At 67.4% G+C, this 25,039-nt stretch carries 19 protein-coding genes, 5 tRNA genes and 1 pseudogene; 15 read left to right on the top strand and 10 right to left on the bottom strand.

Annotation, left to right across the window (positions count from 1 at the left end):
* Positions 1 to 95: 95 nt before the first annotated feature.
* Positions 96 to 656: a DsbA family protein gene (locus MOV08_RS33065; protein ID WP_039637973.1), complete on the top strand. Its 561-nt coding sequence runs from the start codon at positions 96 to 98 to the stop codon at positions 654 to 656.
* A 70-nt stretch (positions 657 to 726) separates the two neighbouring features.
* Here the strand turns inward: MOV08_RS33065 and MOV08_RS33060 are convergent, their stop codons facing one another.
* The 3 genes from MOV08_RS33060 to MOV08_RS33050 are packed head-to-tail and all read right to left on the bottom strand — an operon-like array spanning position 727 to position 3,488.
* Positions 727 to 1,557 (bottom strand): GNAT family N-acetyltransferase, encoded by an 831-nt coding sequence (locus tag MOV08_RS33060; protein WP_275309980.1) that lies wholly within the window; start codon positions 1,555 to 1,557, stop codon positions 727 to 729.
* Positions 1,558 to 1,596: 39 nt separating this feature from the next.
* Positions 1,597 to 2,421 carry an aminotransferase class IV gene (locus MOV08_RS33055; protein ID WP_039637971.1) on the bottom strand — a complete coding sequence of 275 codons (825 nt, stop codon included), beginning with the start codon at positions 2,419 to 2,421 and terminating at the stop codon, positions 1,597 to 1,599.
* Entirely contained in the window at positions 2,418 to 3,488 is a 1,071-nt protein-coding gene (locus MOV08_RS33050) for a chorismate-binding protein (RefSeq protein ID WP_275309979.1), read from the bottom strand. Before MOV08_RS33050 ends, MOV08_RS33055 begins: the two co-directional genes overlap by 4 nt.
* Positions 3,489 to 3,665: 177 nt before the next feature.
* Here MOV08_RS33050 and MOV08_RS33045 point away from each other — a divergent pair.
* The 5 genes from MOV08_RS33045 to MOV08_RS33025 all read left to right on the top strand — a co-directional run bounded on the left by MOV08_RS33045 (position 3,666) and on the right by MOV08_RS33025 (position 4,132).
* Positions 3,666 to 3,738 (top strand) — tRNA-Gly (locus MOV08_RS33045).
* Positions 3,739 to 3,778: 40 nt separating this feature from the next.
* Positions 3,779 to 3,852 (top strand) — tRNA-Cys (locus MOV08_RS33040).
* 1 nt (position 3,853) lies between these two features.
* A tRNA-Val gene (locus MOV08_RS33035) sits at positions 3,854 to 3,925 on the top strand.
* A 24-nt stretch (positions 3,926 to 3,949) separates the two neighbouring features.
* Positions 3,950 to 4,021, top strand: a tRNA-Val gene (locus tag MOV08_RS33030).
* A gap of 39 nt (positions 4,022 to 4,060) precedes the next feature.
* Positions 4,061 to 4,132: transfer RNA gene (locus MOV08_RS33025), tRNA-Val, on the top strand.
* 247 nt (positions 4,133 to 4,379) lie between these two features.
* Here the strand turns inward: MOV08_RS33025 and MOV08_RS33020 are convergent.
* Positions 4,380 to 4,589, bottom strand: coding sequence for a hypothetical protein (locus MOV08_RS33020; protein ID WP_039637969.1), 210 nt, complete (start codon positions 4,587 to 4,589; stop codon positions 4,380 to 4,382).
* A gap of 610 nt (positions 4,590 to 5,199) precedes the next feature.
* Between MOV08_RS33020 and MOV08_RS33015 the strand changes: the two genes are divergently transcribed.
* A complete protein-coding gene (locus tag MOV08_RS33015; RefSeq protein ID WP_275309978.1) occupies positions 5,200 to 6,558 on the top strand; it encodes a serine/threonine-protein kinase in 1,359 nt (452 codons plus the stop codon).
* A 54-nt stretch (positions 6,559 to 6,612) separates the two neighbouring features.
* On the opposite strand, the pseudogene MOV08_RS33010 reads toward MOV08_RS33015, so the two are convergent.
* A pseudogene (locus tag MOV08_RS33010) lies at positions 6,613 to 7,044 on the bottom strand (TrmH family RNA methyltransferase); the annotation flags it as partial.
* Positions 7,045 to 7,117: 73 nt separating this feature from the next.
* Between MOV08_RS33010 and MOV08_RS33005 the strand changes: the two are divergent.
* Positions 7,118 to 8,866: a recombinase family protein gene (locus MOV08_RS33005; protein ID WP_275309977.1), complete on the top strand. Its 1,749-nt coding sequence runs from the start codon at positions 7,118 to 7,120 to the stop codon at positions 8,864 to 8,866.
* Positions 8,867 to 9,256: 390 nt separating this feature from the next.
* Here MOV08_RS33005 and MOV08_RS33000 read toward each other — a convergent pair whose 3' ends face one another.
* Positions 9,257 to 9,394 (bottom strand): hypothetical protein, encoded by a 138-nt coding sequence (locus MOV08_RS33000; protein WP_275309975.1) that lies wholly within the window; start codon positions 9,392 to 9,394, stop codon positions 9,257 to 9,259.
* 119 nt (positions 9,395 to 9,513) lie between these two features.
* Between MOV08_RS33000 and MOV08_RS32995 the strand changes: the two genes are divergently transcribed.
* Positions 9,514 to 11,703: a protein kinase domain-containing protein gene (locus MOV08_RS32995; protein ID WP_275309974.1), complete on the top strand. Its 2,190-nt coding sequence runs from the start codon at positions 9,514 to 9,516 to the stop codon at positions 11,701 to 11,703.
* Between the two features lie 1,136 nt (positions 11,704 to 12,839).
* On the opposite strand, the gene MOV08_RS32990 is transcribed toward MOV08_RS32995, so the two are convergent.
* From MOV08_RS32990 to MOV08_RS32980, 3 genes are all read right to left on the bottom strand, one after another.
* The gene (locus tag MOV08_RS32990; RefSeq protein ID WP_275309973.1) at positions 12,840 to 13,262 is read right to left on the bottom strand and encodes a hypothetical protein; all 423 of its coding nucleotides are present in this window, start codon (positions 13,260 to 13,262) and stop codon (positions 12,840 to 12,842) included.
* A gap of 173 nt (positions 13,263 to 13,435) precedes the next feature.
* Complete coding sequence (locus MOV08_RS32985) at positions 13,436 to 14,608, bottom strand: serine hydrolase domain-containing protein (RefSeq protein ID WP_275309971.1); 1,173 nt, start codon at positions 14,606 to 14,608, stop codon at positions 13,436 to 13,438.
* 68 nt (positions 14,609 to 14,676) lie between these two features.
* Positions 14,677 to 15,999, bottom strand: coding sequence for an NsdA family TPR-like regulatory protein (locus MOV08_RS32980; protein WP_275309970.1), 1,323 nt, complete (start codon positions 15,997 to 15,999; stop codon positions 14,677 to 14,679).
* 192 nt (positions 16,000 to 16,191) lie between these two features.
* Here MOV08_RS32980 and MOV08_RS32975 point away from each other — a divergent pair, with 192 nt between their 5' ends.
* The 6 genes from MOV08_RS32975 to MOV08_RS32950 all read left to right on the top strand — a co-directional run bounded on the left by MOV08_RS32975 (position 16,192) and on the right by MOV08_RS32950 (position 22,442).
* The gene (locus MOV08_RS32975) at positions 16,192 to 17,442 is read left to right on the top strand and encodes a methionine adenosyltransferase (RefSeq protein WP_275309969.1); all 1,251 of its coding nucleotides are present in this window, start codon (positions 16,192 to 16,194) and stop codon (positions 17,440 to 17,442) included.
* Positions 17,442 to 18,359 carry an aminoglycoside phosphotransferase family protein gene (locus tag MOV08_RS32970; protein WP_275309967.1) on the top strand — a complete coding sequence of 306 codons (918 nt, stop codon included), beginning with the start codon at positions 17,442 to 17,444 and terminating at the stop codon, positions 18,357 to 18,359. The genes MOV08_RS32975 and MOV08_RS32970 overlap by 1 nt, the downstream gene beginning before the upstream one ends.
* Positions 18,360 to 18,368: 9 nt before the next feature.
* A complete protein-coding gene (locus MOV08_RS32965) occupies positions 18,369 to 19,079 on the top strand; it encodes a histidine phosphatase family protein (RefSeq protein WP_275309966.1) in 711 nt (236 codons plus the stop codon).
* A complete protein-coding gene (serS, locus tag MOV08_RS32960) occupies positions 19,072 to 20,367 on the top strand; it encodes a serine--tRNA ligase (RefSeq protein ID WP_275309965.1) in 1,296 nt (431 codons plus the stop codon). Before MOV08_RS32965 ends, serS begins: the two co-directional genes overlap by 8 nt.
* Positions 20,368 to 20,484: 117 nt before the next feature.
* Entirely contained in the window at positions 20,485 to 21,384 is a 900-nt protein-coding gene (locus MOV08_RS32955; RefSeq protein WP_275309964.1) for a glycosyltransferase, read from the top strand.
* 47 nt (positions 21,385 to 21,431) lie between these two features.
* On the top strand, positions 21,432 to 22,442 hold the full coding sequence (locus MOV08_RS32950; RefSeq protein ID WP_275309963.1) for a hypothetical protein: 1,011 nt from the start codon (positions 21,432 to 21,434) through the stop codon (positions 22,440 to 22,442).
* Between the two features lie 2,265 nt (positions 22,443 to 24,707).
* On the opposite strand, the gene MOV08_RS32945 is transcribed toward MOV08_RS32950, so the two are convergent.
* Positions 24,708 to 24,944, bottom strand: a complete 237-nt coding sequence (locus MOV08_RS32945) for a hypothetical protein (RefSeq protein ID WP_275309961.1) — start codon at positions 24,942 to 24,944, stop codon at positions 24,708 to 24,710.
* Positions 24,945 to 25,039: the final 95 nt, after the last annotated feature.

Genomic DNA, 25,039 nt, shown 5'->3' with positions numbered 1-25,039 from the left:
CACGTCCGGGCCAGGACCTCAGGGAGATCTCCGGGTCGCTCTCCTCCGCAGGTCCGGGTTTCCTCCCCAGGGCGGCGGGCTGGAAGACTGGCCGTATGAACGACGCCGCCGCCTCCGGCCCCACCAGTCCCGTCAGCCCCGACCGCCCTGTCAGCCCCGTCCTCGACGTGTGGTGCGATCTGCAGTGCCCGGACTGTGCCACCGCCCTCGCGGACGTACGGGCGCTGCGCGAGCGCTTCGGCGACCGGCTGGAGATCCGGCTGCGGCACTTCCCGCTGGCCAAGCACAAGCACGCCTACGCGGCCGCACAGGCCGCCGAGGAGGCCGCCGAACAGGGGCAGGGCTGGCCGTACATCGAGGCGTTGCTGGCGCGGACCGCGGAGCTCGGCAAGCACGGCGAGAAGGTGCTGCTCGACGTCGCCGGGGAGCTGGGGCTGGACGCCGAGGAGATCGACACCGCGCTGGTCGACGGGCGGCATCTGCTGGCGGTGGACGCGGACGAGGCCGAGGGCAAGGCGATCGGGGTGACCGGCACCCCGACGTACGAGATCGGCGGCGAGCGGCTGGACGGCGGCAAGAGCCAGGAGGGGCTGCGCGCCCGTATCGAGGAGATCGCCGAGCGGCTGCTGGCCGGGCCGGACCCCGCCGCCGGCTGACGCGACCGCGGCCCGGCCGCCCGCCCCGGTCGGGCCCGTCAGGCCCCCGCGGGCCGGTCGGTGGAGCGGGTCAGAGGATCGGCTTCCACATCCGGTACGCGGTGGTCCGGTAGCCCAGCGAGCGGTACAGACCCAGCGCCGCGGCGTTGTCCGCGTGGACGTTGAGCGCCAGCGAGGAGCGGCCCGCGGCCAGGGTCTCCCGTTCGGCGACGAGCATCAGGCTGCGGCCGTGTCCCTCGCCACGACGCTCGGGCGCCACCCGCACGTCCATCACGTACCCGCCGGGCTGCCCGGGGAGCCGCAGCGCGAGCCACAGGGTGCCGACGTCGGTGCCCTCGTGGGCGAGGACCCGCAGGACGTGACCGGGGGTGGCCGCGCCCTCGGGGAGCAGTGCCGCGTGCTCGGCGGGCACGGTCGCCTCGGCGCGTTCGCGGGACATCCCCTCGGCGGTCTGCTGCCGGACGCGCTCGGCGATCGCGGCGTCCCGCCAGGCCGGGTACCCGTCCTGGGACATCGGCCGGTCGACGCTGCCGTCGGGGAGCCCGCCCGGGAGGGTGAGGGCCCGGGTCATGATCCGGCCTCGTTCGGTGTAGCCCAGCGCCGCCGAGAGCCGCACCGCGGCCTCGGCGTCCGTGGGCACGGTCAGTTCGATCTGTCGGCAGCCCCAGCCGCGCAGCACCTCCTCGGCGGCCAGCGCGGCGACCGTGGCGCGGCCCCGGTGCCGGTCGGGGGCCTCGACGTGCAGGGCCTCGATCCGGCCGGCGGTGGGCCCGAAGCGGGCGTCCGTGGCCAGCTGGATCCCGCCGACCCGGCGGCTGTTGACGCAGATGTCGTAGGGGCGGGACCGGCGGCCGTCGTCGTGTCGTACTTCGGGGCCCGCAGGGCGCAGCGTAGTGGTCACGAAGGACTTTCTACTCGCCCGCCCGCAGGCCCGTCACCCTCAGCGCGGGTCGAAGTCCGCGGCCGACTCCCGGTCGAAGATCCGCATCGCCTCGGCGGTCACCGGGCCCGGCTCGTCGGCGAGTTGGCGGCCGTCGATCCGGGTCACGGCCTGGACGTCGCGCAACGTGGAGGTCAGGAAGATCTCCTCGGCGCTCTCCAGGACGTCCAGCGGCAGGTCGGTCTCCTTGGCGCCGGCCCAGGCGACGGTCAGGGCACGGGTGATGCCGGCCAGGCAGCCGGCGGCCAGCGGCGGGGTGTGCAGTTCGCCGTCGAGGACGACGAAGACGTTGGAGCCGGTGCCCTCGCAGAGCGCGCCGGTGGTGTTGGCGAACAGCGCCTCGGAGGCGCCCTGTTCGCGGGCGCGGGCCAGGGCGACCACGTTCTCGCCGTACGACGTGCTCTTCAGGCCGGCGAGGGCGCCGCGCTCGTTGCGGGTCCAGGGGACCGTGACGGCGGCGGTGGTGTCCGGCCGCCGGCTGGTCGCGGAGACGGCGACGACCAGGGTCGGGCCGGCCTCGCCGCGATCCGAGCCGAGCGGCGAGACGCCGCCGGTGTAGGTGATCCGCAGCCGGCCCAGCGGCATCGGGTTGGCGTCCAGGACGGCCGTGCAGCCGCGCCGCACCTCGTCCAGGTCGGGTTCGGGCAGGCCGAGCCCGCGGGCGGAGGTGGCCAGGCGCTCCAGGTGGCGGGTGAGGGCGAAGGCCCGCCCCCGCTCGGCCTTGATCGTCTCGAAGACCCCGTCGCCGACCGTGAGGCCGTGGTCGAAGACCGAGACGCGGGCGCCCTCGGCGTCCCGCAGTTCCCCGTCGAGCCAGATCTTCATCGCTTGGGTCCTTCCGTCACTTCGTGCTCACCTGACGCTACCGCCAGCAGCCGCCGCGCCTTCAACTCGGTCTCCGCCCACTCCCGCTCCGGGTCCGAGTCCCAGATGATCCCGGCCCCCGCGCCGAAGCGGAGCACCGGCCCCTCGGCGGTGGCGCGGTCGATCCAGAACGTGCGGATGCCGACGTTGAGCCAGCCGGTACGGCGGTCGGCGTCCACCCAGCCGATGCCGCCGCAGTACGGACCGCGCGGGGCGGTCTCCAACTCGTCGATGATCCGCAGCGCGCTGGACTTGGGGGCTCCGGTGACCGACCCGGGCGGGAAGGTGGCACCGAGCAGATCGGCCCACGCCGTCTTCTCGTGTGCCTCGGCCAGTTCACCGCGCACGGTGGAGACGAGGTGGACCAGGCCGGGGTGCTCCTCCACCGCGCACAGGGCGGGGACGGTCACCGAGCCGCTGGCGCAGACCCGCCCGAGGTCGTTGCGGACCAGGTCAACGATCATCACGTTCTCCGCCCGGTCCTTCTCCGAGAGGTCCGCGGCGATGCGGCCGGTCCCCTTGATGGGACCGGACTCGACGGTGCGGCCGTCCCGGCGCAGGAAGAGCTCCGGGGAGGCGGTCGCGATCTCGACGCCGTGACCGGGCAAACGAATCGTTCCTGCGTAGGGCGCGGGGTTGCCGTGCGCCAGGACCGCGGAGAGCGCGTCCACGTCGGCGCGCTCGGGGTCGGGCAACGGCGCGGTCAGGACCCGGCAGAGGTTCACCTGATAGACCGTGCCGGCCGCGATGTGGGCCCGGATGCGCCGGACGCCTTCCGTATAGGCGGCGCGGTCCAGCGAGCTGCGCCAGTCGGCCGGGGCGGGGCCGCGCCAGGCGCCGGGCGCCGGGGCGTCCGCGGCGGTGGCGGGGCGTACGTCGCCGAAGCGGGCGCAGACCACGCCCCCCTCGAAGTCGGCGGTCACCGCCCACCAGCCCGCGGAATCCAGTGCCGCCGGATCGCTGGTCACATCGCGCAGGTCGGTGGCTATCAGGCCGCCGAAGCGGGCCATCGGAGCGAAATCGTGCACGTCAGTGAGTCTATGGCGGGGCACCCTCGATCGCCCGGGCCGACCGAGCACCGCAGCACGCTGCACAAACGCGTTTTTGTACTGGCCCAGGAATCCGCTAGAGTTCAACACGTCGCCGGGACGCGGAAGCGCCCCGGAGGCCAGGTAGCTTCCCGACCTAGTCAGGGAGAGCCGCCCGCGGACGTAGCTCAGTTGGTAGAGCACCACCTTGCCAAGGTGGATGTCGCGAGTTCGAGTCTCGTCGTCCGCTCGATGTGGGGGATCATCCCGAACCCCCTGCACACACTCCTGGTGGAGTGGCCGAGAGGCGAGGCAACGGCCTGCAAAGCCGTCTACACGGGTTCAAATCCCGTCTCCACCTCCAAGGACGATTAGCTCAGCGGGAGAGCGCTTCCCTGACACGGAAGAGGTCACTGGTTCAATCCCAGTATCGTCCACTGATCCGGTAACGCCGGATCCCCGCGCGATTAGCTCAGCGGGAGAGCGCTTCCCTGACACGGAAGAGGTCACTGGTTCAATCCCAGTATCGCGCACGCAGTACCCGCGGTGATCTTTGAGATCCGCGGTCCCGAGGACGATTAGCTCAGCGGGAGAGCGCTTCCCTGACACGGAAGAGGTCACTGGTTCAATCCCAGTATCGTCCACACCGAAGCCCGAGGGCCGGAGCAGCAGCTCCGGCCCTCGGTCGTTTGTGTCACCGCATTGCGGCGGCCAACTCCCCCAGGCGGCGAGGCAGTTCCCGACAGGCCCGACGGGCGGTTCCCGAAAGCCCGATGGCCGGGCATCTCCCCAGATGCCCGGCCACTCGTGCCGTCCGCCGCACCCCCGTCCCCACGGGGTTTCGGCCGGAAGTCCCCGTCCCGGGCCGCTCTCCCAGGACCGGGGCGCCGCTCAGCGCCCCAGCATTCCGACCACGGACGACGCCTGTGTGACGACGGCCTCCCAGCCGCCGAAGACCACGGCCAGGAGGAACACCAGCGGCAGCACCATGGCGACCGCTATGAGGGGATGGCGGGTGCCGGCGGGCCGGCTGCCGCCGAGCGCGGTGGTGGCCTCGCGGCCCCGCGTCCGGAGGGCCGTCCGCCCCGTACTGTCCGCCATCCTTCTGCTCCTGTCGTGTTCCAGGGCGGCGGGCGTCTGACCTCGGGGGACGAGTGCTGCACCCGCCGCTTGACCTCAAGCCTAGGCGGGCGTGGGGGTAGCGGGCGTCATGCCGTCGTACCGCTTGGCGGGCCTCCGGGAGGATGACGGGAGGGGGCCCGGAGTACTCCCCTGGGTGGAGAGAACGGGGGCGGGGCCCGGAGAGATCCCTGACAGGGGCGCACGGCGCAGGTGGGCGGCGCGACGGCGGGTATCGGGTTTGCCGGGCGCAAGGGTGTCGAAACGGTGACTTCGATCACTCGGGGCGCTCCCCCGCGGCCGGCCGCCCCCGCCGCGGGGTGGGGCGCGCGGGATCCGAGGCCCGCGCCGCCCCCGCACCTTTCGCACCGTCAAACTCCCTTGGGAAAGGGATCATTGGGGGGCGGTGCGGGTAGCGAGGCCGGGGGGCGGGCCGATTTCCTTCCGTGCGGCGGGGATCGGGACGGCCGCGGGTAATCCGGTTGCCGACGCATGCGCGGCCTCTCAGCACAGCGAGCCGGCAATCCGTAAGCTGTGCCACGTCAGACGGTTGAGCGGAGTGGGGCCTCCCCACCGCAGGCAGGGGACGGACATGGCGATGATGCGGCTCCGACGCGAGGACCCGCGTGTCGTCGGCTCGTTCCGACTGCACCGCCGGCTCGGCGCGGGCGGGATGGGCGTGGTCTACCTCGGCTCGGACAAGCGCGGGCAGCGGGTGGCCCTGAAGGTGATCCGGCCGGATCTGGCGGAGGATCAGGAATTCCGGTCGCGGTTCGCCCGCGAGGTCTCGGCCGCCCGGCGGATCCGCGGCGGCTGCACGGCGCGGCTGGTGGCGGCCGACCTGGACGCCGACCGCCCGTGGTTCGCCACCCAGTACGTCCCCGGCCCCTCGCTGCACGACAAGGTGAACGAGGAGGGGCCGCTCTCCCCCGCGCAGGTCGCCGCCATCGGCGCGGCGCTGTCCGAGGGGCTGCTGGCCGTCCATGACGCGGGCGTGGTGCACCGGGACCTGAAGCCGTCCAACATCCTGCTGTCGCCCAAGGGCCCGCGGATCATCGACTTCGGCATCGCCTGGGCCACCGGGGCCAGCACGTTGACGCACGTCGGGACGGCCGTCGGGTCGCCCGGCTTCCTGGCGCCGGAGCAGGTGCGCGGCGCCGCGGTGACGCCGGCCACCGACATCTTCTCGTTGGGCGCCACGCTCGCCTACGCCTGCACCGCGGACTCGCCGTTCGGACAGGGCAGTTCGGAGGTCATGCTCTACCGCGTGGTCCACGAGGAGGCGCAGCTGGCCGGGGTGCCGGACGCGCTGGCGCCGCTGCTCGCGGCCTGCCTCGCCAAGGACCCGGCGGACCGGCCCAGCACGCTGTCGCTGTCGCTGCGGCTGAAGGAGATCGCGGCCCGTGAGGCGCACGGGCACTCGGGCGGGGCCTGGGAGAACGGTTCGGGGGGCGGGGACGGCTGGGAGCGCGCGGAGCGGCGGCCGTCGGGGCGTCCGACCGGACAGCGCGCCGAGGAGTACGCGCGCCAGCGGACCGAGCGGGGTGCGGACGGCACACCCGCGCCGCGTCCCCGGCCGGCCCGGCCGGCGGCGTCCCGGGACGCGGCGTCCCGCGGCGGGGCGGCGCGGGCGCAGGGCCCGGCGTCGGGGGCCAACTCGCGGACCGGCGGGCGGAACACCGGGCGGGGGCCGGCCTCCCGCCCCACCGGGCGAAACGGTTCGCGTACCCCGGTGCGCACCGGCGCGGGCGGCCGGCGGCCGGGCCCGGACCGTCGGCTGCTGCGGCAGCGCGTCGTGGTGTTCGTGGTGGTGACGCTGCTGGTGGCGCTCGGGATCGCGGCGGCCCAGGGGTGTCAGGGGCCGACCCGCGGGCTGGGTGTGGAGCGGCCGGTGAGTGTCGCGTCGCACGACGGCGGCGGCACGCCCGGTGGCGGAGCCCAGCGTCCCTGACGGCAGGGGGTGCGTGGGCCCCCTGCGGGGCCACAACGGGCGTGGGTGGGGGGATTATTCCGGGGGCCGGCGGGGCGTGGAGACCGCGTAGAAGGCGACCGCGGCGGCGGCGCCTACGTTGAGGGAGTCCACGCCGTGGGCCATGGGGATGCGGACCCATTCGTCGGCGGCGCGCAGGGCGCCCGTGGTCAGGCCGCCGCCCTCCGCGCCGAGCATCAGGGCGACGCGTTCGAGGGTGTGCGGGGCGATCTCGTCGATGCCGGTGGCCCCTTCGGCCGGGGTCAGCGCGAGCAGCTTGAAGCCCGCCTCCCGTACGACGGCCAGGTCGCGCGGCCAGCTCTCCAGGCGGGCGTACGGGACCGAGAACACCGCGCCCATGGAGACCTTCACCGAGCGGCGGTAGAGCGGGTCGGCGCAGTCCGGGGACAGCAGGACGGCGTCCATGCCGAGGGCCGCGGCGCTGCGGAAGATGGCGCCGATGTTGGTCGGTGGCACAAGTTAACTACCAAGCCGACGTGTGTGTGAAAAAGGATCATCACGACACACGAGGGGCACCTGAATGGTCGACGTGCGGGACAAGCCGCGCCGAAAGGGACGTGGATACATACGCGTCTCGAAGAAACGCCGGGACATGATCAGCCCGGAAATCCAACAGGACGAGATCGATCTCCTCGCAGAGCGCGAGAACATCGAACAGGTAGCCGAGCCACTCCAGGATCTCGGACTATCCGGTCGCGAGTTCGAAGAGCGACAGATCAACAAGCTCGTCGAAGACGTCGAAGCCCGCCTGATCGATGTCGTGCTTCTCTGGAAGTGGAGCCGGTTCGGACGTAACACCCTCCAGTCGCTACTCAACATTCAGCGCATTTACGACGCAGGCGGGGATGTCCGCGCCGCAACGGAGGACTTTGACGGTAGGACGAGCGTAGGCCGTCTCCAGATCACCCAGATGCTCGGCTGGGCGCAGTTCCAATCCGACCAGATCGGCGAGAACTGGCAGTCCGCCCACAAGTACCGGCGTAAGAAGGGTCTCCCCCACAGCGGGTTCAAGACGTTCGGTTACAAGATCTGTTTTACGTGCCCGCCGAATGAGCCAGGCGAGCGCCGCAACAAGTGCAACGAGTGCCGCGAGGGCATCCAGAAGCTGGATCCTGCCACGAAGGATGTGCTCGCCGAGGTGTGGCGGCGCTTCACGTTCCAGAACGAGCCGATGAAGCGCATCTGCGATGACCTATGGGAACGCGGCTATCGGACGGAGAGTGGAGAGCGGATCACGCCTACCCAGATGTACAAGTGGCTGGACAGTGGCTTCAGCCTCGGTTGGGTTCGCTGGCGGTCCAAGGAGAAGATCCTCCAGGACAAGAAGGTAGTCCGAGAGGGTAGGAAGAACTACTACCGCAGTTCGCGCCCGGAGTACTTCGATGTCTGGGTGACCGGGGCGCATGAGCCTGTCATCAAGGACCCCAATGAACGGGAGATTCTCTGGCTGACCTATCTGTCCAAGCGCTTCGGCTCTCCTCAACTCCCCAAGTCGCACCACGACCCGAAGTACAGCATCTCTGGTCTTGCTCGATGCACGGGGCTGCGTCTCTTCGAGATCACTCGGGAACGCGGGAAGTGGAAGCATGCGGTCTGCGGGCGCAACGAGGGGGCCTTCTCCCGGGGCAAGGAGCGTATCGAGCAGTACCCACCGCTTCCTAACGGAGACCGAAATCCTCACACGGTGTACTTCCGCTGCACTCATGGGGCCCTCTATAAGGACTGTACAGGCAGCGGGTCAATTGGTGTCGCCCGTGCCGAGCGGGAGCTACTCGATTGGTTGACGCAGCAAGCCAAGGGCGCAGCATCGGTCGACGAGAAGATGGCCACAGCGAGGGACCAGTTCGCCTTGAAGGGCTCAGCGGATGAGCAGGAAGAGGTAGCTAAACAGCTCAAGGAGTTGGACGAGGAGTCATCGCGTTTGGTGCGTGGCTACACGAAAGGGATCATCGACGAGGATAAGTACGTCGAGGAGAAGCAGCGGATCGAGTCGGAGATCTCTGAGGCTCGGGAGCGCCTGGAGCGCTCGTCCGGGAAGGTAGTTACGCTGCGTCCTGCGCAGGCCCGGTTCCTCGGCTTGATTGAGGAGTGGGAGCATATGACGTATTCACGGAAGCGGCAGGCTTTGTCGACCGTGATATCCCACTTCTGGGTGTACCGGGATAGGAGGCGCAGCAAGCCGCGAATTCGCGTGGTTCCACTGTGGGCGGAGGAGCACGACAGACTCGCTCCGCCCTCTCCGGTCCATCCTTCGGATGAAGCCGATTAAACGGCGTCACTGAGAGGCGGGAGTGGGGGTTGCTGCCCCTGCTCCCACCTCTTCTGTCGTTCGAGCGCCGCGTGGGCGATGACGGTCCAGAAGTTGTCCCAGCACTGTTGTTCCGCGGGCTGTGGATTCTCGTTCGCCATCTCGACTCCCGTTTCTCGTTCGAACACGGGAACGCTATGGCGGACGCTTAGAAAAGTGTTATCTACCCTCATGCAGCCCCCACCATCATCTGACGGTGGGGGCTTCTTCATTTCTGGAGGTTCACATCTTGTCTGACCCCTGGATTGTCACAGCCTGATCGAAGCTGACAGAAGGAGGCGCCAGCGTAAGCCCCGACCTGACGAAAAGAGGGGTCCGAAGAACCGGGCCCCTCTGTGCACCTAAGCGGGTTTACGAAGTTCGCTGCTGATCCTTGGATGCGGGTTCGTTGCCGTCGCTGCTCGTTCTGTGTTGCATCATGCCGACCAGCCGCCGACGCACCTCGGCTTGCTGCTCGGAGTTCAACTGCACTGTCAGGATCTTCACCATCGTCATCCTTCCGTCAACGTGTCTACCTCCATGGGGAGTTGAACTCGCCGAGATCAACCAATGGGGTGCGAGATGCTGCATAGGTACGGCAGCATGTAAGTGTGGGTGGGATAACGAGGTTGGAGCCGTCCGATCCGGCGGAGATCGGGCCGTACCGGGTCGTGGGCCGGTTGGGTGCGGGTGGGATGGGCCGTGTCTACCTGGGGCGCTCGAAGGGTGGTCGGCTGGTAGCGGTGAAGGTGGTCCGGCCGGAGCTCGCCGAAGAGCGCGGCTTTCGGCGGCGGTTCGCCCGTGAGGTGGATGCAGCGCGGCGAGTGAACGGTCTGTTCACCGCAGGGGTGGTCGACGCCGATCCCGACGGTGACGTGGCCTGGCTGGCGACGGTGTACGTGCCAGGCGTGGCGTTGTCGGAGACGGTCGTCGAGCACGGGCCTTTGCCGGAGACCGCGGTGGCCGCCTTGGGCGCTGGTCTGGCAGAGGCGCTGGAGGCGATCCACGCCGCTGGAGTGATCCATCGGGATTTGAAACCGTCCAACGTCCTACTGTCCGCGGACGGGCCACGGGTGATCGACTTTGGCATCTCGCTCACGACCGAAGCGAGTGCCTTAACGCGTACGGGTGGAGTGGTGGGCACACCGGGGTTCATGTCTCCGGAGCAGTTGACCGGCGAGCCGATCGGGACACCGAGTGATGTGTTCTCCCTGGGGGCCGTGCTGGCCTTTGCCTCGTGTGGAGAAGCGCCGTTCGGCGGAGGGCCGGTGCAGGGCCTGATGTTCCGTATCGTGCACGAGGAGCCGGACCTGGCCGGTATCCCTGAGCGACTTCGTGAGCTGGTGGCTCGGTGCCTGGCTAAGCATCCCGCTCAACGTCCTTCCATAGCCGGCCTGTTGGAGCAGCTGGCCGTGTCGAGCCATATGGGGTTACATGACGCGGGGAGTGTGTTCGACTCGGATTGGATGCCGACTGTCCTGGCACGGACTGTGGAGGGCCGAAGTTCGGCAGTTCCTGTCACCCCGGCGGATCCTCCCGCAGAGCCTGTCGCCCGCACAGTCGAGCCTCCGACGCACTCCGAGGGAGTCCTGGGCCCGTCTGCGACAAGCGCAGATGAGGCTGTCCCTGCGGTGCCGCTCGCAGATGAAGCCGTGCGGCAACCGTCCCTGGGCTCGAGCGGTCCATCTCGGAGCGGTGTCCCAGCTGAGACCGCCCACGGGCACTCTGCGCAACAGGCCCCTTCGCCATCGGTGCCCCCGGGGCTCCCGAGCTCTCAAGCATCCGCGGAGCGGGTGCCGACCACCCCACTTTCCGCCTCGGAGAACAGCAGTGAACGCGTCCCCGCCGCTCCAGTGGCGCTATCCCGGCGGACCGTGCTCGTCGGCGTTCTCGGAGTAGCGGCACTGGCGGGTGGTGTGGCCTCAGCAGTCCTGCTGTTAGACAACGGCCCGACTGTCATCCTCACCGGCCACACCGGCCCCGTTGGATCGGTGGCGTTCAGTCCCGACGGCGAAACTCTCGCCACTGGCAGCAGCGACCACACGGCACGGTTGTGGGACGTGGCTACCTGGAAGACCATCGCCACCCTCACCGGCCACACCGACCGCGTCGATTCGGTGGCGTTCAGCCCCGATGGCAAGATCCTCGCCACCGGCAGTGCCGACAACACGGTGCGGTTGTGGGACGTGCCGACCAGGAGGACCACGGCCACACTCACCGACGCTGATAGCGGCCCGTCTATGGCGTTCAGCCCCGATGGCAAGACCCTCGCCACCGGCCACATGGAGATGCGGTTGTGGGATGTGGCGACAAGGAAGATCACCGCCACTTTCAACGACGACTACACCAACGGCGACCGCATAGCGGCGTTCAGCCCTGACGGTAAGACTCTCGCCACCGATCGCGACAACGGCACCGTGTGGTTGTGGGATGTGGCCACAAGGAAGAGGACCGCCACCCTCAACGTCGACCAGGCGAGATCGTTGGCGTTCAGCCCCGACGGCAAGACCCTCGCCACCGGCAGCCCCTACGACGGGGTGCAGTTATGGGACGTGGCGACCAGGAAGACTATCGCCACCCTCAAGGTCGACGACGGTGTGTCATCGTTGGCGTTCAGCCACGACGGCAAAACGCTGGCCACCACCGCTGGCGGCTACGACGACCCGGTGCAGTTATGGGACGTGGCTACCTGGAAGACCATCGCCACCCTCACCGGCCACACCCGCTTCGCCGAATCGGTGGCATTCAGCCACGACGGTAAAACCCTCGCCATCGCCAGCAGTGACGAAACCGTACCTATCTGGAATGTGAACAGGTAAGCGGCTTTGGGGGAGGCCCCGTGCTGGCTCCTCTCGCCCCATACAGGTGCGCTCCCTGGCGCTCACAGGAATCAGCACTCGACTTCGTCCAACCCGCTTAGTGCTCCTCGATCACAGTTCCGTTACCCTCCCATTCGACACAGGCGTCTATCTGTGAGTAGCGACCTCGGCAGCTGGGCAGGGCTTCTCTGAGTTCCCCGGATCTACGTAAGTGTCGTTCCACGTCGCCGTCTCGGTTGCGTACTTACTCGGCATGGCCGTCCTCAACGATGTCGGCGTGGATGATCTGCGCCTAGGTGTCGCCATCTCCGGGGCGGGGAGGCTTGCTCAGATGGAGAGTCTTCGCGTCCGAACAGCCGGGAAATGAGGCCGGCCTGAGCCTCGCCCTTCCGGGAGGCTTTGATGGAGATGGAGAACGAGGTCTCATCTGCCTTGCGTTTCTTGGCTACTAGATTGCTCCACCTGTCGATCTCTTCGGAGAGAACGGGGTCGAGTTCGCCATCCTGGTACGACTCTCCTTGACGGGCCCGCTTGTAGACACGCCCGAGTTGGAGTTCCAGGACGCTGGCCTCAGCGTCTGCGAGCTGATCTCTGGTATGAACACGGAGCGGCTCGTCGCGTCTCCAAGCGGGCACAGGAGTTACTCCCTCGTGCCGCTCTTCCAAGGCATGCGTATCAACTGTACTGGGCACCAGATCCGCTTTTCTTCGACTTCCAGTTCGGGATGGGTACTTACTCCGCAATCTGTTCCAGACGTAGACGGCAAATTCGAGGACCTTGGTGGAAGCCGGAGAAAAGGTTATGGCCTTCGTCCCAGGACGACCGCGGAACCGAGCACAGAGCCGACTGTTGGACTGGCGATGGGCTCAGCCCAGTGGCTCGTGAAGTGTCCAGGGATCGGGCAAAATCGGTGAGCATCCGATCGGGCGAATGCTGTCGGCAAGGAGCGTCGCGCGGAGTGAGCCGTCGCTCCGCGAGGGTTACTGGGCGTCGTCGGCGCAGGCGGCGACAGCCTTGGGAAGACCTGTGAAGTCGGTCTGGAGCGGATTGAGTCGTTCAAGGATGGAGAGCGCAATAGTCTTTTGGCTCGGGCATCGCTCGTCAAGGATGTGGCTAGGCAGGACGTAGAAGGTCCACTAGTCGAGGTCCAAAGGGTCGAGGGTTTCCTTGTCTTGGTGATGCAGCAGGCAGAAGACGTAGATTTCCGAGCGACGCCGTACCTGGGGTGAGGCGCGGCCGGTCTGATGCTCCCAGCCGGAAGCCGGAGCGATGCGGAACTTGATGTTCGACGGCTTGGACTGCGCCCACGACTGCAAGTAGGCCGCTGACTTCACTTCGACGCGCCACCCTTCGGGCGTGTGAATATCCACGCTCTCCCATTCGGTGCGGGTGCCGGTGGCGGCGTTTAGTGCGGTAGCGACGAGGTACTCGGCAAGAATGCCACGCTTGGTGTTGTTGGCCAGGTCTGACCATGCCCAGCTCCAGAAGTCGGCGAGCACACCGACCGTCTTGCCATTGGCGTGTATCGGCTCGCTACCGCTGCGGCGATTGACGGACATTGGTCCAAGGTTGGCTATCACGCTTCTCCTCCTGACGACGAGGTGCGGCGGTGGCCAGCTTGCCAGGGAGCACTGACAGCGAGCTTGTGCTCCTCGCGGAGCACTGGCCGCCCCCTCCGGATCGCTGCCCGCGGCCCGGCCATGGAGCGAACAGCTGCCGCGTCCGTGCTCAGTTACGCCAGTGACCTTCGCACCGCGTCAACCAGCAACGCCGCACGGACATCGTCAGGGCCTCCGATGATGTTGTTCATCGCGTAGCCGAACGCGATGCCGTGTTCCGGGTCGGCGAAGCCGAGTGAGCCGCCTCGGCCGGTGTGCCCGAAGGAGCTCGGGCCGATCATGGGGATGGTCTCGGTGGGCAGCATGTACCCGGAGCTGAACCGGCTCGGCGCCACCAACACCTGGTCCCTTCCGCTGGCCTGCTCCTTGGCCGCCGATGTGAGGGTCTCCGGAGTAAGCAAGTGCACGCCGTCCACCTCGCCGATTACCGCGGCGTACATGCGCGCCAGTCCGCGTGCGGTGCTGATGCCGTTGGAGGCCGGGAGTTCCGCGGCCTGCACCTCGGGGGAGTTGAAGTCGATCGCAGCTGGCTCGGTTACCTGGTACGCCTTGTTGCTGAATGAGTTCGGGTCGCGCCAGGCCGCGACCTGTTCGCGGAGCTCCTCGGGGACCGACTCCGTGGGCAGCGTGGTGAGGTCGATCTCGGGCTGCTGGTACACCATCTGGCTGACACGGGCGCGTTCGCTCGCCGGCAATCCGATGAAGAAGTCCAGACCCAGGGGGGCGGCGATCTCGTCCGCGAAGAAACGGCCTGGCGTACGGCCAGATACTCGGCGGATAACCTCGCCGACCAACCATCCCCAGGTCCGGCCGTGATACCCGTGAGCCGTGCCGGGGGTCCACAGAGGACGTTGAGCGGCCAGTGCGTCCGCCATCGGCTGCCAGGCCAGTGCATCGGCCAGCGGCACCGGTTGGTCCAGCGCGACCAAGCCGGCCTGGTGGGACAACAGCCACCGCACCGGAATATCCGCCTTGCCATTCGCGGCGAACTCCGGCCAGTACTTGGCCACCGGGGTGTCCAGTTCGAGCGCGCCTCGCTGGACTAGCAAATGCGCTGCGGTGGCCGTTGCACCCTTGGTCGCCGAGTAAACCAGTTGCAGGGTGTCCCGCTCCCACGGACGACCGGTGGTGGGGTCGCCTATCCCACCCCACAGGTCCACTACCGGCAGGCCATCCTTGTAAACGCACACGGCCGCGCCGATGTCCCCATGTTGATCGAAGTTCGCCGCGAACGCTTCGCGTACTGGCTCGAACCCGGCTGCGACCTCACCGTTGATCGTCGTCATGCGGTCCATCCTGGCATCTCAGCCACCTGTTCCGAGAGGGCTCTTTCGGGGCGCGTAACCCGTACCGATCAGGCCGCGTCGGGCAACGCCTGGAGGCGCTCGCGGAATTCACGGACGGCCGGGACGGACTTGTGGGGGTGAAGCTGCTCGGAAAACTCCTTCAGGCGGTCCTTGGCGCGCACGGAGCTGACCTTGTCTTCGAGGAGCTCGGCGCCATAGTTGGCGGCGTCAAGGGCTCCGTCCAGGTCGTTGCCAGCGAGACGGGCTTCGGCCAGACGGGCGGATCGTACAGCCTTGTCGCGAGGGGCGGCCTTCTTGACGGAGGTCTCCAGTGAGCTCGTCGCGCGCTCCAACTGTCCTGCGCGCAACAGGACTTTGCCCTCGGTCGACTTCAGTTGCGCCTCGCCGAACCAGTCGAGCCAGTCGGGGTTTTCCTCCACGGTGTGGCGCTCCCAGAGGGAAGCGGCGCGGTTGAGCGCCGTACCTGCCCTCTGGTGATCGCCGTCGCGGGAAAGCGCCTCGGCTTTGTGCAGGTAGAGGAAGGATTGGGTGTAGGGCGACAGCGTTCGTGGCGCGTTGTCGATGGCGGTCGAGATGAGATCGACTCGCTCGGCGGTCCGTCCGGCCTCGGAGACGTGGACGCCCATCTCCGCCAGGACGAAGGCCCCGAAGGCGTCGTCGCCGGCGGTGCGGGCGCTGCGCATGGCCCCGACGTAGTACCGCTGTCCCGCGGAGCGCAGCCCTGCGTCGTAAGCCATCCAGCCGGTCAGATGCGATACGCGAGCAGCCAGCGCGTAGAGACGGGTGCGGATCTTGTCCGTGTATCGGCCGGCACTCAGGAGACTGGTGATCAGGGCGAGGTCGCCGCGAGCCTGCTCCAGGAGTCGGGCTCCCCCGAGTTGGTCGTCGAGCGTGCGCAATGTACTGATGCGCTGCTCGATCGTCGAGACCATCGTGTCGGTGACTCGATCTCCGTTGAGGGCGGATGCGAAGGCGGAGGGCGCCTCGGCCCAGCTCGCTGCAAGCCCCGTCAGAGCGGCACCGGTGATGGTCAGAAAAACTCGACGGTCCATGCGGCCACTCCCCACCAGGTCAGCCAGTGCCTCGACGGTACCGGCCTCTGTCCAGGGAACAGTAAGCCCGGTGACCTCCCATACGGGAAGCCAGCGCGGCCATCCTTCCGCCTGGGCCCGTTCGTGCGGAACGCACAGCAGGTCGGCGAGGACGCGCTGAGCGTCGGCGTCCGGTTCTTGGCCCTGCTCCCACTTCCACACGGTGGTGCGGTTGGTCGCCAGAGGGACGCCCAGTTCCTTCCCTCGCGCCTGCATGAGTCGGGCGAGCTCGGCCTTCCCCCATCCGCTCGACTGGCGGACGAAGGTCAGTGGGTGCATTGCTAACGACTCACCAGCCACGACATGTCTCCCGTCAACTCCGTGCAGTGATGGGGAGATTACCCACGCCGACGTGCGCATGAGAGCCCTCAGCTCCGAGAGAAACCCCCTAGAAACGTTCCCGCCCGATCGCCAGACGGCTTCACTCGTCATCAGCCGCTCAGCCGTCGACCTTGAGATGGGAGCACGTCCATGCCCCGCACGAGCACGACCTTCGGCAACAGCCACCTGGTGATCGAAACCGGTACAGCCCGGCCCGACGCGACCACGATCGTGGAGCGCAAGGGGCTCGGTCACCCCGACACCCTCGCCGACCATCTGGCCGAGAGGCTGTCCCGGGCCTACAGCCGGTACACCGTGCGCCACTTCGGCGCTGTCCTCCACCACAACTTCGACAAGCTCGCCCTGCTCGGGGGCGCCAGCGAGGTCCGGTACGGCGGTGGGGGTATGACCGCGCCCGTCCGGGTTCTGGTCAACGGCAGGGCGGCGCCCATGTGTGGCGGTGAGCGCATCCCCGTCACCGAGATCGTCGAGACCGAGATCCGGGCGTTCTTCGCCGAGCGGCTCCCCGAGGTCTCGGACCACCTCGACATCGTCTTCAACATCACCAGCAACTCCAGCCCCGGAGCCGTACTCACCGGTGACGCAGTCCCCGACCGAACGCGGTGGTTCAACCCGCGCTCGATCGCGGACCTGCGCGAGCGGCGGATACGGCTGTCGAACGACACGTCGCTGGGGACGGGATGGGCACCGGAGAACGCCTTCGAGTCGTTCGTACGGGAGCTCGTGGACCACTTCTCCGGCGACAGCGACTTCACCCGCGCCCACCCCTGGTGCGGCTCCGACGTCAAGCTCATGGGCTACTGGGACGGGGAGCAAGCCGACGCCGTATTGTGCGTCCCCCAGAAATCACGACACGTCGCGAGCCGGGCGGAGTACATCCGCAACACCGAGACCGTGCTCGACGAGTGCCACCGCATGGCCGCGCTCCGGCTGCCCGGTGTCACGGTCGGCTTCCGGCTCAACGCCCGTGACGTCCCCGAGAAGGACGAGCTGTACCTCACCTACACCGGCAGCTCAATCGAATCCGGGGACGAGGGAGTCGTCGGCCGGGGGAATCGGGTCAACGGTCTGATCACGCCGCTGCGACCTATGAACCTGGAGGGCGCCAACGGCAAGAACCCCGTCTACCACGTCGGCAAGCTCTACAACATCGCGGCGCAGCGGCTGGCGCACCGGCTGCACGAGGCCACGGGTGAGCACGCCGAGGTCCACCTTGTCAGCACGACCGGGCAGCGGCTCGACCAGCCGTGGCGCATTCTGGTGCGGCTCTCGTCGGCTGATGTGGAGGTCGACAAGGTGCAGGCACTCGTCAACGAGGCCATGGACGAGTTCCCTGCTCTGACCGACGAGCTCGTCTCGGACGGGATGGTGCTGAGCTGATGACGGCACGATCGCTCGGCAGCGTCCTCCCGGGAGCACGGGACCGACTTCTGGCTCACTACGGTCCCGGTGCCGGTGAGTGGCTCGACGCTGCCCCGCAGCTCCTGGAGGAGGCAGCCGAGCGATGGAAGCTGACGTTGCGGGGCTACTACGACGCGGGGCATTCCTCGGTGGTCGCCGTGGCCAGAGATAGCCAGGACACCCCCGTCCTGCTCAAAGCCTGGTACGAATCTTCCCGCTACCGCGACGAGGTCACCGCGCTGCGTCTGTGGGGCGGTGGCCCGACGGCGGATGTCATTGAGAGTGCGGATGACCTGTCGGTGGCCTCGATGGAACTGGTGGGCGGCAGGCCGGGCGGCACGGCCAGGCCCGAGCGGGAAGTCCAGATGGTGGCCGCGGTGATCCAGGGGCTCCATGCGGTTGGTGCGAAGCAGGGCCGACCAGCGCTCCCTCGGCTGGGAGATCATCTCCAGCACACGGTGCTGCCGCGTGTTGCCAGACGGGTGGTGACCCTCGATCTCGGGCGGCGAGAGTGGCTCGTACGTGAGGCAATGCCCGAGCTTCAGGCGCTCAGGGAGTCGCCCGCTCGTACGACGGTTCTCCATGCCGATCTCTACCGGGAGAACGTGATCTTTGATGCCCGGCGGAACGCCCGGCTCATCGATCCGCATCCGATGGTCGGTGACGCCGTATACGACTGGGCGTTCTGGAGCGTCTATTACGACCTCGGTCAGGCGACTTTCCACCGCATGGCGATCGCGTCGCGGATATCCCGGATCCCGGTTCCGGAGATCTCGGCCTGGTGCCGGGCCGTCGCCCTGGACGGGCTCCTCTATTACACGGAGATCGGCGATGAGGCTCAGGAACTGGCAGCGGACGTCCTGGTCGCGCTGATGGCATCAGGCTTGGAGGGGTGAGGGGTTCGAATGACGACGCACATCCTGCGCCACGGGGAGACCCACTGCAGCCGCCAGTACCTCGTGAACGGGGACCCGACGCGTCCGATCCCGCTCAGCAAGGACGGCGTCATGTCCTGCGGCCAGGTCTGGCACATGCTGCCCTTGCGGCGGGTGTCCACGTGGATCTCCAGCGAGTTTCCGCGGGCCCGTCAGACGGCTTCGAGGCTGATGGGTGTCCCGGAGCCGGGCCCGGTCGTCGACCCGCGGCTCAACGAGCTGGACTACGGCGACTTCGAAGGGGGGCCGTTCCTGAAGTACGCCTCCTGGCTGGAGCAGCACGGCGCGGGGCATCGGCCGCCGGGAGCGCGCGAGTCCCAGTGGGAAGGCATCAAACGCATGCTCGTAGGGCTTCAGGCAGCTGTGGAGCATCCCAGCCCACGGGTGATTGTCTGCCACGGGCTGCTGGTCTCGGTTCTCCACTGGCACCGGGAGCGGTCCGCTGGCGACCCCATGCCGCTGTTCTTCCCGGAGGCGCCGTACGTCCAGCCGATCTCGTTCGAAGACGAGGACCTGCAGAGCTGTGTGAGGAGCCTCCTCGCCGACATTGCCGCAGGACCCGAAAGTGATTCGGGGCCGCGGGGTGATGCGGAGAAAACCCGGGCGGAGTCGGAACTGGATGTTGCTACCTTCGATCGGGTAAACCACCCGCACGCACAGAGGGAACTTCCCGATGCATGATGCTCGCGTTCTGATCGACATGGGCGAGGACGCCGTCCGCCGCCTGGCCCGCCGCGGCTACACGCTGGACCTCTCCTCTCTGGAGAGCCTCCAGTCCCGTCGGAACAAGAGCATCCAGTCCGGTGACGAGCTGCGCTCCGAGTCGAAGCGCATCGCGCAGGAGGTCCAGCAGACGGCGAAGGCAGGCGGCGACATCTCCACCCTCAAGGAGACCGCACGCAAGCTCAAGGAGCAGATTCGGGAGACCGAAGCCGAGCAGGAGCGCATCCAGCAGGAGCTGACCGAGCTGCTGCTCACCATCCCCAACCTGCCAGCCGACGAGGCACCCGACGGCGACTCGGAGGAGTTCGCCGTCGAGCAGCGCCGCGTCGGCACCCCGCCGGCTTTCTCCTTCGAGCCCAAGGACCACGTCGACCTCGGCGAGGCCATGGGCATCCTGGACTTCGGCCGGGCGACCAAGCTGTCCGGGCCACGCTTCAGCGTCCTGCGCGGTGTCGGCGCGGCCCTGGAGCGCGCGCTGGCGACGCTGTTCCTCGACCTGCACACCCGCCGCCACGGCTACGTCGAGCACTCGGTGCCGTTTCTGGTCAGCCGCAAGACGATGACCGGGACGGGCCAGCTGCCGAAGTTCGAGGAGGACCTGTTCAAGACGGGCGTCGCGGACCGGGACCTGTTCCTGATCCCCACGGCCGAGGTCCCCCTCACGAACCTGTACGCGGACGAGATCATCCCGCCGACTGAGCTCCCGGTCGCGCTGACCGCGCACACCCAGTGCTTCCGCTCAGAGGCCGGCTCGTACGGCCGCGACACCCGCGGCCTGATCCGCCAACACCAGTTCGCCAAGGTCGAGATGGTGCGTATCGCCGCACCGGACCAGGCCAGCGCCGAGATGGAGAAGATGGTCAGCCACGCCGAGGCGTGCCTGAAGGAACTGGACCTGGCCTACCGAGTGGTCACGCTCGCCGCCGGCGACACCGGCTTCTCCGCCCAGCTCACGTACGACCTCGAAGTCTGGCTGCCCAGCCAGGCCACCTACCGCGAGATCTCCTCGGTCTCCGACTTCGGCACCTTCCAGGGCCGCCGCGCGGGCATCCGCACCCGCGACGAGAACGGCAAGCCCACCCCGGCAGCCACGATCAACGGCTCCGGACTACCGATCGGCCGCACCCTCGCGGCCGTCCTTGAGCAGCACCAGCAGGCCGACGGCTCGGTCCTGCTGCCCGAATCCCTCGTGAAGTACCTCGGCTACCGCCGGATCAAGGCGGACGGAACCCCCTCGGAGGAATAGGTGCTAGTCGGCGTCTGCGACTTCCCCGGTAGTTACGCATTCCCCCCGGCCGGATACGGCGGGATCGAACGATGGCTCTGGGCAGTCGCCGTAGGAGCCCGCACCGCAGGCGCCGACGTGCATCTCCTCGGGCCGGGCTGGCTTACGGACCTCGAAGATCAATGGGTCCGCAAGCCGGTCCGCCTTGAGGACATCACCCCGGGCTCCCTCGCCGAGCGCGACCTGAAGTCCGCCGGCTACGACCTCCTCGTCGTCGGCCACGAATACCCATCCCGGCCGGCATGGGTCCGAACCTGGCGCGAGCTGGACTGCGACGTCGCCACCTTCCAACACTCGCCGACGTTCCGGCACGCCCCCACCGCCTTCGACGGCGATCGCTCACGGCTCCACTGCTACTCGCCCGAGATGATCGAGCGGTACGCCGCCCACAACCCGACCGCCGAACTCGCCGTCCACCTGGGGCTCGACGAAGAGGAACCCCCGGCCGTGAAGGGCCGAGACCTTGTGTGGCTCGGACGAATAGACGAGGACAAGGCACCCCACCTCGCCGTTCGGGCGGCGCAGATTCTCGGACGTCGCATACACATCGTCGGCCCGATCTTCGACGAGGAGTACCTAAGCCGCCACGAGACGACCTTCGCTTCGGACCACGTGGAATGGGTCGGGGAACTGGGCGGAGCGGCCAAGACCGCCGCCATCGCCGAGGGCTCAGTCTTCGTCTACACCTACGCGCGGAACTACGTCGAGGCCGGCGCAGCCGTCTTCGGAGAGTCCCTGCGGGCCGGAACCCCCATCGCCGCCTTGACCTGGCGTGACGGCACCTGCGCTCAAGCAGCACTCTGCGACCGCACTGGAGCAACCATCGTCGGCGACCCCGCAGCCGACGACGAGAGCGCAGCCCATGCGCTCGCCCAGGCCATCGAGCACGCCTCCTCACTCGACCACGTCGAGGTACAGGCAACGGGATTGGCGCGCTTCGACCCCGCGAGCCACTTCAAGGCTCTGGCGGCGCTCTGATGGAGAGCCACTCGCGAGCCCACCAGGCAGTTGCCGCCTTACGCCAAGTGCTCGGCCCTCAGTGGGAGTTCTCCCTTGCCGACGGCACTTTCGAGATCTGTCACCGTGACCGCGGCACTCCGTACATCCCGCCGCGCTCGACTCCTTCGTGGACCGACCTGCTGACCACCCTCACCACGGCTTTCGCCGCACGAGGCGTCATACGGGATGAGTGCCTACCTTTGCGCTGGGGCCGTGAGACCGAGCTGACGATCTCTGCTGTGCAGGCCCTCGATCCATTGCTAAAGGGCGGTCGCACCCTCACGTACCGCAAGGGCTTCCTCCCTCAGCCCGTGGTCCGTTTCACCGGAGAGCGCGATGAACGCGGAGACTTGCTCGACGGTTTCCTGACGGCCTTCGTCAACGTCTCCCGGGTCCAGCCCATCACCAGCATTGGCGACTATGCCGAGGCACTGGATGACTGGCTCTTCGTCCTCTCCCAACTCGGTTTCCATGCAAGGCACATGGAGATCCATGGGCGCGTCGAGGTATGGCATCGCAGGCAGGTCGCGGGAGTGACCCTGATGTTCAACCACCTGGACCTCACCATCGGCGACCTCGTTCTCCTATGGAACACGGAATATCCCGAGCGCATGGCCCTGGACCTCGGTACAGGGCTCGAACGCCTCGCCTGGGCGCGGGCCCGTCGGGACTGGAACGAGCTGGCGTTCGGCTCGTTCGCCTCGGCTGCGCCCGCCTCCGTCCTGGACGCGGTCCGGACGGCGACACTGCTCCTGGGGAGCGGCATCACCCCCTCGGCGAGGGGCGCCGGCGGCGTCGCCCGGCGAGTGATCGCGACCATCCCGCCCGGCCTTGTACGGCTGGGGGTCAGCGCCATTGTCCGAGTGTTCCACCAGCATTGGGCGGCCAGCGCGAATCTTCCGGTGCCGTGGCCTGCGATCTGCAGTGTCATGGAGGAGGAGGTTGCCAGCCGATCCGTTCGTACATCACCTGGGCGCCGCGTTGGTGGAGAGCTTGTGGCGCCGTACGGGACAGACGGGACCTGCCAATGGAGTTGAACATCTCCGCAGCGCGGTTGGTCTGTTCATGACCGGGCGGTAGTGGGCCCGTGGACAGTTGACGTGGTCATACTTGGAGGGTGTCGAGGTACAGGTCGACGGTGCCTTGAGCACCGCTGGGCTGTTCCGGCCTGCTGCGCCTCGCGGAAGGTTTTTACGAGGGCGGCGCGGTCGGTGTGGCCGACGAGGTGGGTTGCCCGTGTGGCGCGGGATATGCGCTGGCCCCAATAGGCAAGGAGGGTACGGGTGGTTCACTCCTCTAGCGGCTTGTCGGTGTTCCTCGGCCGCAGACTCTGGACGGGAGCCTTCTCTTCCCAGAGGGTTGCTGGATGACCACCATGGGGTTGAGATCCGCGTCGGGGTCCTCGCGTTGCTAACGAGGCTTGGGCTCAAGTCGCCGTGGGCTCCAAGAATACTCCGCCATGTAATTCATAGCAGTTGATACCTGTCCTTGCCTCACCCGAGCGGAGCGAGGGTTAGGAATCAGAGCCCGAAGGACGGAGATTCCGCGTGATCAAGGTATCCGAGGTCGGCGGACCGATTGTTGAGCAAGTTGTACAGCCTCGTTACCGCTTATGCGCTCGCGAGCCGCAGGCGAAGCGATAGGGGCGAAGCCCCTCCTCTGAGCCGGCAATGGACGTGTACCCGACCGCGCTGTTTCTCCTCACGTCGCGGCCGAGAGAGGGGGCTTCGCCCCATCCTTCGCAAGCTCAGGAGGGCAAGAAATTGTTATCCACTCAGAGTTGGAGAGACGAAGGCGGCAGCTTCGCTGCCTAACCCTCACTCCACTCGGGTGGGACTACATGACCAGGCCAGAGACTTGTCGTTACAAGCCGAGGCCGACTGACCAGTGGTGGTCCGACTGGTTAGAGAAACGCTTTCGACTCGGCGTGTCATTCCCGCAGTCTCTATGAAGTGGCCCACACCAACAATTCTCTGGAAGTTGGTACGCAGCAGGTCCTGCTGACCGTCTCTCTACGTATCGCTGCGCGGTTGACTGCGCCCTGGATGGCATCGGTGCAGTTACAGGAGACGTTGATGCGGAGGTCGATGTTGCAGGTGCAGGAGAGATGTTCAACCAGGGCTTTGAGAGTGCTACCGGTGCGGCGCGCATGCGACTTGAAGGGGCGGGCGGGGAGATTGATGTCGGCTTCGAGGACGCCGAGGCGAGGTCGTAGTGCAGCACAGGGCCCTGAGCCAGTTGATGCAGTGCGCGTCGGCAGTCGCCGACGATCATCAGCGTTTCAAGGTACTGATGCTGTTCGGTGAGACGCCGGGCAAGCAGGCGAAGCAACACGGGCTTACCAGCTCGGCCCATCAAGGGTCGACTAGGAATACCACTCATTCCTGACGAGCCTTCAAGCACCCCTTTAAGGAAGTATTTCTTGGCCGTACGGCAGAACCATACCTGACGGTCGTTGACAGCTCTCCACATAGGGAAGTACTTGGGCAGACGTCGTGCTACGGATCGTCGTTGAAGCGTGCTGATACTGCCTCGACTACTACCATGCCAGCCACGAGAGGAGTCAGGGGACCTCGCTGAACTGCGAACATTTAAGGGTGGGGGGGCACTTCACCCGTGCCAAGCTTACGAGCCAACAGCCATTACGTCATGCATAGCGGACGGATGGCTTTCACTGTGCCGTGAAATGACACTAAGCCGACTAGCTCAGGCTAACTGATACTGCCGACAGCCACGAGATGCGACCTGGGAATTCCTCCTGGCCACCAGACCGGGGCATCCGAGGGGAGTTGCTACGCACGTAGCGTCTTAGCCTTAGAAATCGTCTCATTTGACGAGTATGCGGTAGAAGATGACCACCTGGTCGGCCTCCGAGTTTCCAAGGATAGGGAGGGGGACCCGCACCACGCTCACCGAAGCGCACTGCGCACCCTGCACGGCCGTCTTCTCCACCCTCGTACACGCCAGCCAGCAGTAACCCGGCATCCACCCACCCCCCTTTAGCGGTGACCGTTCATGTCCTTACATGCGCGGACACGCGCGAAGGCCACGAACGCAAAGGTAGGGGCGGCGTGACGAGTCGAGATTCACACGACGTTCTTGAGGACGGACCAGGCAAGCTCGATTGGTCTAACCTGTCGTGACGCCTTCTCCGTGAACTCGCTGGAGAGTGCGCCGCTCCCTCTCACGTGGCCGGCGCGACTCGCTCGGAGTCGGGGCCACAAAGCCCCACCCTTGAGTTCGAATACGTACACCGCGGATTGCTCCTCGACCGGGCTGAGTCGTGGGTTGGCGAGAGGGTTTCAGGTGAGGATCTCGTGCACCGTCTGCAGGGTGATCGCGGGCTCCAACTGTGGAGGCGCTTCGGGATCGTGATCTTGCATGTCTGAGAGGCGGACGGACGCAAAGGTCGCCAGGGTGGCCTGGTCGTGGAGTGCATTGCCCTGGCGGGCGATCTCGCCCTGTTGCTCTCCCGGTTCGCTCATCGCTGCGCTGCGGATGGCTTCTTCGGTAGCTGAGGAGGCCGGTCGCCGTGCCATACGCCAAGCCCCTCATCTCCTCGCCGAAGGTGCCCCCGTCCTCACCTTTGCCGGTGCCAAGACGCTGCCTACCGGGCTCGCCGCCCGGCGCGGAC

Origin of the sequence: Streptomyces yunnanensis (assembly GCF_029011865.1) — a bacterium.
In the GTDB taxonomy this organism is placed as follows: Bacteria; Actinomycetota; Actinomycetes; order Streptomycetales; family Streptomycetaceae; genus Streptomyces; species Streptomyces yunnanensis.
The sequence above is the reverse complement of the archived record's forward strand: the minus strand, read 5'-3'. Positions and strand labels throughout refer to the sequence as shown.

What these genes read in the sequence shown, in the direction of transcription:
- MOV08_RS32985 (WP_275309971.1), bottom strand. Translation starts at nt 14,608, where the DNA reads ATGACGACGATCAACGGTGAGGTCGCAGCCGGGTTCGAGCCAGTACGC.
- MOV08_RS32970 (WP_275309967.1), top strand. Translation starts at nt 17,442, where the DNA reads ATGACGGCACGATCGCTCGGCAGCGTCCTCCCGGGAGCACGGGACCGA.
- MOV08_RS32945 (WP_275309961.1), bottom strand. Translation starts at nt 24,944, where the DNA reads ATGGCACGGCGACCGGCCTCCTCAGCTACCGAAGAAGCCATCCGCAGC.
- MOV08_RS33015 (WP_275309978.1), top strand. Translation starts at nt 5,200, where the DNA reads ATGGCGATGATGCGGCTCCGACGCGAGGACCCGCGTGTCGTCGGCTCG.
- MOV08_RS32990 (WP_275309973.1), bottom strand. Translation starts at nt 13,262, where the DNA reads ATGTCCGTCAATCGCCGCAGCGGTAGCGAGCCGATACACGCCAATGGC.
- MOV08_RS32975 (WP_275309969.1), top strand. Translation starts at nt 16,192, where the DNA reads ATGCCCCGCACGAGCACGACCTTCGGCAACAGCCACCTGGTGATCGAA.
- MOV08_RS33020 (WP_039637969.1), bottom strand. Translation starts at nt 4,589, where the DNA reads ATGGCGGACAGTACGGGGCGGACGGCCCTCCGGACGCGGGGCCGCGAG.
- MOV08_RS33000 (WP_275309975.1), bottom strand. Translation starts at nt 9,394, where the DNA reads ATGGTGAAGATCCTGACAGTGCAGTTGAACTCCGAGCAGCAAGCCGAG.
- serS (WP_275309965.1), top strand. Translation starts at nt 19,072, where the DNA reads ATGCATGATGCTCGCGTTCTGATCGACATGGGCGAGGACGCCGTCCGC.
- MOV08_RS33065 (WP_039637973.1), top strand. Translation starts at nt 96, where the DNA reads ATGAACGACGCCGCCGCCTCCGGCCCCACCAGTCCCGTCAGCCCCGAC.
- MOV08_RS33005 (WP_275309977.1), top strand. Translation starts at nt 7,118, where the DNA reads ATGGTCGACGTGCGGGACAAGCCGCGCCGAAAGGGACGTGGATACATA.
- MOV08_RS32980 (WP_275309970.1), bottom strand. Translation starts at nt 15,999, where the DNA reads ATGCACCCACTGACCTTCGTCCGCCAGTCGAGCGGATGGGGGAAGGCC.
- MOV08_RS32965 (WP_275309966.1), top strand. Translation starts at nt 18,369, where the DNA reads ATGACGACGCACATCCTGCGCCACGGGGAGACCCACTGCAGCCGCCAG.
- MOV08_RS33055 (WP_039637971.1), bottom strand. Translation starts at nt 2,421, where the DNA reads ATGAAGATCTGGCTCGACGGGGAACTGCGGGACGCCGAGGGCGCCCGC.